This is a genomic window from Nocardia carnea (assembly GCF_029868855.1).
In the GTDB taxonomy this organism is placed as follows: domain Bacteria; phylum Actinomycetota; class Actinomycetes; order Mycobacteriales; family Mycobacteriaceae; genus Nocardia; species Nocardia carnea_A.
The window spans coordinates 1-9,223 of the sequence record NZ_JARWOV010000229.1; the positions used below are offsets into that span (position 1 = coordinate 1).

8 protein-coding genes are annotated in these 9,223 nt (G+C 69.1%); all 8 read right to left on the reverse strand.

The window, feature by feature from the left end; translation table 11 throughout:
• Positions 1-716: 716 nt before the first annotated feature.
• Positions 717-1,616, reverse strand: coding sequence for a tRNA pseudouridine(55) synthase TruB (gene truB / locus QH195_RS22115; RefSeq protein ID WP_280421650.1), 900 nt, complete (start codon positions 1,614-1,616; stop codon positions 717-719).
• Positions 1,616-2,284 carry a 4'-phosphopantetheinyl transferase Npt gene (gene npt / locus QH195_RS22120; protein ID WP_280421651.1) on the reverse strand — a complete coding sequence of 223 codons (669 nt, stop codon included), beginning with the start codon at positions 2,282-2,284 and terminating at the stop codon, positions 1,616-1,618. Before npt ends, truB begins: the two co-directional genes overlap by 1 nt.
• Positions 2,285-2,320: 36 nt before the next feature.
• Complete coding sequence (locus QH195_RS22125) at positions 2,321-3,280, reverse strand: metallophosphoesterase family protein (protein ID WP_280436841.1); 960 nt, start codon at positions 3,278-3,280, stop codon at positions 2,321-2,323.
• A gap of 122 nt (positions 3,281-3,402) precedes the next feature.
• Positions 3,403-4,746: an MATE family efflux transporter gene (locus QH195_RS22130; RefSeq protein ID WP_280436843.1), complete on the reverse strand. Its 1,344-nt coding sequence runs from the start codon at positions 4,744-4,746 to the stop codon at positions 3,403-3,405.
• Positions 4,747-5,236: 490 nt separating this feature from the next.
• Entirely contained in the window at positions 5,237-6,244 is a 1,008-nt protein-coding gene (locus QH195_RS22135; protein WP_280436842.1) for a DHH family phosphoesterase, read from the reverse strand.
• 12 nt (positions 6,245-6,256) lie between these two features.
• Complete coding sequence (gene rbfA / locus QH195_RS22140) at positions 6,257-6,697, reverse strand: 30S ribosome-binding factor RbfA (RefSeq protein WP_280421654.1); 441 nt, start codon at positions 6,695-6,697, stop codon at positions 6,257-6,259.
• A gap of 17 nt (positions 6,698-6,714) precedes the next feature.
• Positions 6,715-7,005: a DUF503 domain-containing protein gene (locus QH195_RS22145; RefSeq protein ID WP_280401480.1), complete on the reverse strand. Its 291-nt coding sequence runs from the start codon at positions 7,003-7,005 to the stop codon at positions 6,715-6,717.
• A 123-nt stretch (positions 7,006-7,128) separates the two neighbouring features.
• Positions 7,129-9,223 (reverse strand): translation initiation factor IF-2 (gene infB / locus QH195_RS22150; protein ID WP_280421655.1); only part of this gene is annotated, 2,095 nt, incomplete at its 5' end.

A 9,223-nucleotide genomic window follows, 5' to 3' on the forward strand; every position in this document is an offset into this window, starting at 1 on the left:
GGCCGGCCTGACCCATTGCCCGGCGCGGCCGCCGGAACCGGCACTCGGCGGCGGTCCGGGACGCAGGCTCTGCGGTGTGCCGCGCCATCGACGCCGACGTTTGGGGTGATTGACGGCGTCTCGTGGCGACCGGCTGTGTGCATTTGGTATGAGCGAGGGCCCTGCGTGGTGACGCTGCGATACCGCCTACGGGCCTGACCCGCTCAAACCGTGCCGCTGGTGCGGGTCGTCGAGAGGCCGGCCCGCCCAACCCCCCCGCCCCCCCCCCCCCCCCCCCCCCCCCCCCCGGACTCGCGGACGAGCCGGGCGGCTGGGTGAATGCGGCACCGGACCTGTAGATGAACATCCGACGGTCGCCGGCGCGGTGTACAGCCCCACACTGATCAGGTCGATCACTCCAGGCTCAGCCGAGGGCCGTACCGGAGTCGCGAAGCCCGACCGAGCCGATGTTCGGCGAACCGGTTCCGCACTGCGCGGTTGTCGCCGGGATCCGGTCAGCCGCTTCGCCGGATCGATTCTGGACGTCCGCATGTCTGCGAAGAACGGCTTTCGCCGCCCGCGATACCGCTGCGGCCCCAGCTCACACCCGGCACGGCCGGGCTCCCGGTTCCGCGTCATCATGGCGTCCGGATCCGCGGTAACGGCATCGCGGCGACCGAACCTCCGCTGCCCGGCCGGTCCACCTGCGCGCCGCCGGCGCCGGAACGGCGCGGCGTTCAGTCCACCAGGCCGCGCGGGCGCACCACCAACACGGGGGCGGCGCGCTTACCTTTCTCCTGGAGCAGCGCGATGGCCCGTCCGTCCGCGGTGAGGGCGGCGTGGACACCGGTGATACCGATCGGGTCGAGCCAGCGGCCGTCCCGCAGTTTCTCGACGTCATCGGCGCCGATCACGCGAGGCGGGAACGACAACCGCACGGCGGCATCGATATCGAGGCTCGGCACGGGATCCTCGGCCAACTGTTCGAGGGTCCGGGCATGTTCGAGCGTGAAAGGGCCGACCCTCGTGCGGCGTAGTGCGGTCAGATGACCGCCCACTCCCAGCGCGGCCCCCAGATCGCGTGCGAGCGCGCGGATATAGGTGCCCGAGGAACATTCGACGGCCACATCCAGATCCACCACCTCGGACTCCGCGATATCGCGGCGATCCAGCACGTCGAAACGGGAGACCGTGACCGGCCGGGCAGCGAGTTTCACTTCCTCACCGGCGCGGTGCCGGGCGTAGGCGCGTTCGCCACCGACCTTGATGGCGCTCACCGTGGCCGGTACCTGCTGGATATCACCGGTCAGCGCGGCGACTTCCCGGTCGATCTCGGCGTCGCCGATATGCCCGGCCGCCGCGGTGGACAGGACTTCGCCCTCGGCGTCGTCGGTGGTCGTGGCGCAACCCAGCCGGATCGTCGCGGTGTAGGCCTTGGTGGTGAGGGTGAGCAGCCCCAGTAGTTTCGTGGCGCGTTCCACACCGAGTACCAGCACTCCCGTGGCCATCGGATCGAGGGTTCCGGCGTGCCCGACTTTCTTGGTGTGCAGCAGCTTCCGGGTCCGCGCCACGATATCGTGGCTGGTCGGGCCGGTCGGTTTGTCGACGATCAGCAGACCGCCCAGGATATCGGCCATCAGCTGTGCGCGATCGCGGTCAGGATGAATCCGCCGGTGATCAGCCAGCGGCCGTCGAACGAGGTGAGGGGTACACCGCCGTCGCCGGTCTGCCCGGGCACCAGCAGTTCCGACCGGAACGTACCCGCCCCGGCCCCGGCGCCCGCCTCCTCGACCGTGAAGGTGATGTGCGCGTCCTCGAAACCCAGCCAGCGGGTGGTGAGCGGGAACCACGCCTTGTAGGTGGCCTCCTTCGCGCAGAACAGCAGCCGGTCGAGATGCAGCCCGGAATCGGTGATACGCAACCACTCCCGCTCGGCGGGCAGACTCACCGAATCCAGTACGCCCTCGGGCAGGGATTCGTGCGGTTCGGCATCGATCCCGATCGAGCGGTACCGCAGCTTATGGGCCAGCGCCGCGCCCCGGAAACCGTCACAGTGGGTGAGGCTGCCGACGATCCCGCGCGGCCATACCGGTGCACCTCGTTCGCCCTTGCCGATCGCCACCGGCGGCTCCCCCAGCTGCGCGAGCGCCTGGCGGGCGCAATGCCGGGCGCCGATGAAATCGCGGCGCCGCTTCTCCACCGATTTCGCGATCAGCGGTTCCTCGGCGGGATGCGCTTTCAGATCCTCCGGATAGTCCAGCAACTCGGCGGAGGCGATATCGGCGGGCAGGATTGTCTCGATCATCGTCGGTGAGCCTACTGGGTGTCGCCGGCCGCCGGTTCAGGCGAGCCCGCGGCGCCGCTGCGCCTTGTCCCGCATCTCCGCGGCCGCGGCGGCCATTTCCGGCGTCACCTTGAAATGGCCACCCCAATCGTTCAGGTCGCCCGGCCCGTACTCGGGGTCGGGCAGGATCTGGCGGAGCAGCTTCTCGGGTTTCCCGCGCTTCTGCCATTCCCGCGGATAGCCGAGCGAGACCTCTTCGAACCGGACCCCGTCGTAGTAGGTGGTGCGCGGAATGTGCAGGTGACCGTAGACGGCGCAGACGACGTTGTAGTGGGTGTGCCAGTCCGCGGTGTGCTCGGTACCGCACCACAGGGCGAATTCGGGATACCAGAGCATATCGGTGGGTTCGCGGACCAGCGGGAAATGGTTGATCAGCACCAGTGGGGTGCCGTCGGGCAGGTTGTCCAGTTTGCGCCGGGTGGCGCGGACTCTGGCCTCGCACCAGGCGTCGCGGGTGAGATACGGGTCCGGGGTGAGCAGGAACTCGTCGGTGGCCACCACATTGCGTTCCCGGGCGATGGCCAGCCCCTCGGCCTTGGTCCGGGCGCCTTCGGGCCGGAAACTGTAGTCGTACAGCAGGAACATCGGAGCCAGCGTCACCGCGCCGCCGTAGGCCTCGGCACCGGACCCGGTCCACACCGGGAACGGGTCCTCGGGCGTGAGCACATCCAGATCCCGGCACATGGCCACCAGATAGTCGTAGCGGGCGGCCCCGTGCATCTGCACCGGGTCCTTGGCGGTCGTCCACAGTTCGTGGTTACCGGGTACCCAGATCACCTTCGCGAAGCGTTCGCGCAGCAGCTTCAGGGCCCAGCGGATATCGTCGCTGCGTTCGGCGACATCACCGGCGACGATCAGCCAATCCTCGGGCGAATCGGGGCGGATCTCCTCGACGACCGGTTTGTTGCCCTGGTGACCGACATGGATATCGCTCACCGCCATCAACTTGGGTATCACCACACCTACCTTCGCATACCACCGGTGGGGTCCGGCGCCCTGACTCGCTCGTGCTGTGTCCATCGGGTATGAGCGAGGGCCCTGCGTGGCCACGCTTCGCTACCGCCTCCGGCCTGACTCGCTCATGCCGGGATCTCGGCCCCGACCCGGACCCAACGGCCCGACAGCCACCGCGTACTCACCGCGACCAGCCGCAACAGCATGAACGCGATCAGCCCGCACCAAATTCCGCCGATCCCCCAGTCCAACGCCAGCGACAGCCAGATCGCCGGCAGGAAACCGAGCAGCGCCGCACCCAGTGTGGTGGTCCGCAGGTAGGCCGCGTCGCCGGCGCCGAGCAGCACCCCGTCCAGCGCGAACACCACACCGGCCACCGGGATCATCACCACGAAGAACCACCACACCACACCCGTCCGGTCCAGTACCGCGGCATCGGTGGTGAACAGTGGCGGAATCCAGGCGGCTCCCGCGGCGAACACCGCGGCCAGCCCCAGCGCGAACACCGTCGACCAGGCGGTCACCCGGCGGGCCACCGACCGCGCGCCGGCCGCATTGCGCGCGCCCAGGGCCGAACCGACGAGAGTCTGCGCCGCGATGGCCAGCGAATCGAGGGTGAGCGCGAGGAAATTCCACAGCTGCAGCACCAGCTGATGCGCCGCCACCGAGGGCGCCCCGAACCGCGACGCCACCGCCGCGGCGGAAACGAAGCACGCCTGGAACGCCAGACTGCGCGCGATGAGATCACGACCCAGCACGAGCTGCGCCTTCATCACCGGCAACCGCGGCGCCAGTGGTACCCGTGCCCGGACGAGAGCGCTCACGAACAGCACCGCCGTGACCAGCTGACCGATCACGTTCGCCACCGCCGATCCGGGCAGGCCCAACCGCGGCATTCCGGCGAGGCCGTGCACCAGGAGCGGGCAGAGCACCGCGGACAGCGCGAGCCCCGCCACCACATAGGTGAGCGGCCGGCGAGTCTGCTGAACCCCGCGCATCCACCCGTTCCCGGCCATGGACAGCAGGATGAGGGGCACGCCGAACAGGGCGATCCGCATCCAGGCCAGCGCCTCCGCCGCGATCTCGGCGTCGCCGGCGATCACCCCCGCGACGGGGACGGCCGCGATCTGGACCACCAGCAAGATCAGCACTCCGATTCCGCCCGCGAGCCAGCTGGCCTGCACCCCTTCCGCAACCGCACCGGGTTCGTCACCGGCACCGTGCCGGCGGGCCGAACGCGCGGTCGTACCGTAGGCCAGGAAGGTCAGCTGGGAACTCACCTGCGTGAGGATCAGGCCACCGACCGCCAGCCCGGCCAGCGCCAGCGCGCCGAGCCGGCCCACCACCGCGAGATCGAACAGCAGATAGATCGGTTCGGCCACCAGGACGCCGAGAGTCGGCAGGGCCAGCCCCAGGATGCGCCGGGGGCCGGCGGATACCTCCGGCGAAGCGGTCACCTCGGTCTGCATATCACTCCCTGTCATGCTCACCTATCTCGCAGGAGACCCGCGAGCCACGGCCGCGCGCCCGGCGTGCACGCTAGCCGAACTCCCCGACACACCTGTCCCGCTGCCCACTCGGTCCCCGTGAAACGGCGCCGCTACACCGGTGGTCGCTGCGGAGACCATTGTGGAATTCGGGCACCGTCGGCCGCTACCCATTGCTCCGGCCGGGGAGCGGCCGGCTTTCCTCCGGAGACCGGTGCCGGCCGCCGTGACTCCTGTGACCTTCGACCGGCGCCGTCCACGGACGCTCTCGGCCATCCGGCGCGGCTGCACTACGCCGCGCCGGGCGATCTCATATCCCCGCTCGAGGTGCCGGTGCCCACGCGCAAACAGCCCCCGTTACCTCTTTCGTGGGGCCCGGAACCGGGCCGCCCACGGTCGCCGGGCCCGGGAACTCGGTCGTCGGTCCGCCACCGGCGCTGTGGCATGCGCCGACCACGGACGGCCGAAATCGTCAGGCCAGGGCGCTGCGCAACTGGGCGAGGATCTGCTCCGGTTCCCCGTAGGTGGTGTATCCGGCCGCGTACCGGTGCCCGCCGCCGTTGAGACTCATGGCGATGGCCGCGACATCGGCGCCGTCATCTGTTCCGGGACCGCTGTCCTTGGAGCGCAGCGATACCGTCCAGCGCCGCCGTTCGTCGACCGGCCGGGCCTCTTTGAACACCGCGGCGATACCGGCCTCCGCGGTCGCCCGCACAATATCCACGACGCTTTCGGCTTCTTCCTGGCGGACCCCGTCGAGGTCTGTAGCCAGCACGAACGCGGCGACCAAACCGGTCCCGCCGTGGGCCTCCGGCTCGAGCCGGGCGGAGGCGAGAACGGTGGACAGCATCTGCAACCAGGCGAACGGATGGGTGTCCATCAGGGTTCGGGTGATGGCGCCACCGTCTATCCCGGTGGCCAGCAACCGTTCGGCCAGGGCATGCGTGCCGGGCGTCACCCAGCGAAACGATCCGCTGTCGGTGGCCAGCCCCGCGAACAGGCAGTGGGCGATATCGGCGTCGATCGGTTCCTGCCACAGATCCAACAGCGCGGTGAGCACACTGGCCGTGGACACCGCATCGGGATCGATCAGGTTGACCGCCCCGAATCGGGTGTTCGACCGGTGGTGGTCGATCACCAGCGTGGTCCGGGCGCCCGCCAGCCGACCGGCCAGCGCACCCAAACGTCCCGCGCTACCACAGTCGACGGTCACCAGCACATCCACTTCGGCCGGTACCTCGGCCGGCGGGACCAGGAACCGCGACCCCGGCAGTGTGCGCAGCGCGTACGGCAGTTCGGCGGGTTCGGCGAACGACACCCGCACCGGTACACCCCGCCGGTGCAGGACCTGGGCAAGGGCCAGCCCGCTACCGAGGGTGTCGGCATCGGGCTGGACATGGCAGAGGACGGTGACCGAGCGCGCGGTATCGAGCACCCGTACGGCCGCCGCGTAATCCACGGCGGCACCGGTTGTGGTCATGGCGGCCGCGGCTCAGTCGTCGTCGCGCGGTGTTTTGTACGGGTCGGCGTCGCCGGCGGGTTTCGCCTCGGCCGCTACCCGGGCGACCGCGTCGTCGGCGGCCCGCGCACGGGCCAGCAGATCCTCCATCTCCCGGGCCGCGTCGGGTACGGTGTCGAGAACGAACGCCAAGGTCGGGGTGAACTTCACCCCGGTTCCTGCGCCCACTTTCGACCGCAGCACACCCTTGGCCTTCTCCAGTCCGGCAGCGGCCGCGGTGTAGTCGGGTTCGGCGTCGACGGTTTCACCCATGACGGTGTAGTAGATGGTCGCCTCGCGGAGATCGCCGGTGACCTTGGCGTCAGTGACGGTGACGAAACGCAGCCGCGGATCCTTGATCTCGTATTCGATCGCGGTGGCCACGATCGCGGAGATCCGTTTGGCGAGCCGGCGTGCCCTGGCTTGATCCACCATGGCCGCTCCTTTCCCTTTCAGTCCTCGGGTCCGAAGACGCGGCGGCGTACTGCCAGCAACTGTAACTCCGGACGGGCCGCGACATGGCGTTCGCATTTGTCGAGCACGGCCGTCAGATGATCCATCCCGGCCGACACCATCGCCACGGCCAGCAGTGTGCGCCGGTAGCGGTCGTGTTCCCCGGCCTCTGCAGTGCTGACCCCGAAACGCTGGAGTTCGGCCAGGATCGGCCGCACCACCGAACGCTTCTCCTTCAGAGAGTGCACATCACCCAGCAGGATGTCGAATTCGAGTGCACCGAGGTACACGCAACCTCCCAGTTATAGCCACGACGCGACACCGGGGCCCGCCGGTGCGCGGCGGGTCCCCGGGCCTCTCGTGCCGATATCGATGACCGGGCCCGGACAGCGGAGTCCGGGCCCGAATCACAGTCAGTCGCGCGGCTTCTCGCGCAACTCGTAGGCCTCGATGATGTCGCCCTCCTTGATATCGGAGTACGTCAGCGTCATACCGCATTCGAAGCCTTCGCGGACCTCCATGGCGTCGTCCTTCTCGCGGCGCAACGAGCTGATCGTCGTGGATTCGGCGACCACCATGTTGTCGCGGAGCAGGCGGGCCTTGGCGTTGCGCTTGACGACGCCCGAGGTGACCATGCAGCCGGCGATGAGACCGATCTTGGACGACCGGAAGATCGCCCGGATCTCGGCGCGGCCCAGTTCGACCTCTTCGTAGATCGGCTTGAGCATGCCCTTGAGCGCGCTCTCGATCTCGTCGATGGCCTGGTAGATCACCGAGTAGTACCGGATGTCCACGCCTTCGCGGTTGGCCAGTTCGGTGGCTTTGCCCTCGGCCCGGACGTTGAACCCGATGATGATCGCGTTCGATGCCGACGCCAGGTTGACGTTGGTTTCGGTGACACCACCGACACCGCGGTCGATGACCCGCAGGCGCACCTCGTCGTCGATCTCGATGCCGAGCAGGGCCTCTTCCAGCGCCTCGACGGTACCGGAGTTGTCGCCCTTGAGGATCAGGTTCAGCTCGCTGGTTTCCTTCAGCGCGGCATCCAGATCCTCGAGGCTGATCCGCTTACGGCTACGCGCGGCCAGTGCGTTGCGCTTACGCGCATTGCGCCGGTCGGCGATCTGCCGGGCGATCCGGTCCTCGTCGACGACGAGCAGGTTGTCGCCCGCGCCCGGTACCGAGGTGAAGCCGACGACCTGGACCGGTCGCGACGGCAGTGCCGCCTCGACATCGGCCCCGTGTTCGTCGACCATGCGCCGGACACGGCCGTAGGCGTCGCCCGCCACGATCGAATCGCCGACCCGCAGCGTGCCGCGCTGGATGAGCACCGTGGCGACCGGGCCGCGACCGCGGTCCAGATGCGCTTCGATGGCCACACCCTGGGCGTCCTGCTCCGGATTGGCCCGCAGATCCAGGGCGGCGTCCGCGGTGAGCAGTACCGCCTCGAGCAGGGCGTCGATATTGGTGCCCTGCTTGGCGGAGATGTCGACGAACATGGTTTCGCCGCCGTACTCCTCGGCCACCAGGTTGTATTCGGTCAGCTGCTGCCGGATCTTCTCCGGGTTCGCGCCTTCCTTGTCGATCTTGTTGACCGCCACGACGATCGGCACATCGGCCGCCTGCGCGTGGTTGATCGCCTCCACCGTCTGCGGCATCACGCCGTCGTCGGCGGCGACCACCAGGATCGCGATATCGGTGGCCTTCGCACCGCGGGCACGCATAGCGGTGAACGCCTCGTGACCCGGGGTATCGATGAAGGTGATCAACCGGTCTTCTTCGCCCAGATGGGTCATCACCTGGTAGGCGCCGATGTGCTGGGTGATACCACCGGCCTCCGCCTCGCGGACGTTGGCCTTACGGATGGTGTCCAGCAGGCGGGTCTTACCGTGGTCGACGTGGCCCATGACGGTGACCACCGGCGGCCGCTGTTCGAGATCTTCCTCGCCGCCTTCGTCCTCGCCGTAGGTGAGATCGAAGGATTCGAGCAGCTCGCGGTCCTCGTCCTCGGGGCTGACCACGTGCACCACGTAGTTCATCTCGCCGCCGAGCAGCTCCAGGGTCTCGTCGTTCACCGACTGGGTCGCGGTGACCATTTCGCCGAGGTTGAACAGTGCCTGGACCAATGCGGCCGGGTTGGCGTCGATCTTCTCCGCGAAATCGGACAGCGACGCGCCGCGGGCGAGGCGGATGACCTCACCGTTGCCGCGAGGCAGCCGCACGCCGCCGACCGACGGGGCCTGCATCGAATCGTATTCCTGGCGCTTCTGCCGCTTCGACTTACGACCACGCCGGGGTGCGCCACCGGGACGACCGAAGGCACCGGCCGCGCCACCGCGACCGCCGGGCCCACCCGGACGGCCACCGCCACCGGGACGACCGCGGAACCCGCCACCACCGGCGGGTGCGCCGGTTCCGGCGGGTGCGCCACCGCCACCGCGGTAACCACCGCCACCGCCACCACCGGGGCGACCGCCGCCGCCGGCACCGGGACGACCGGGCCGGCCG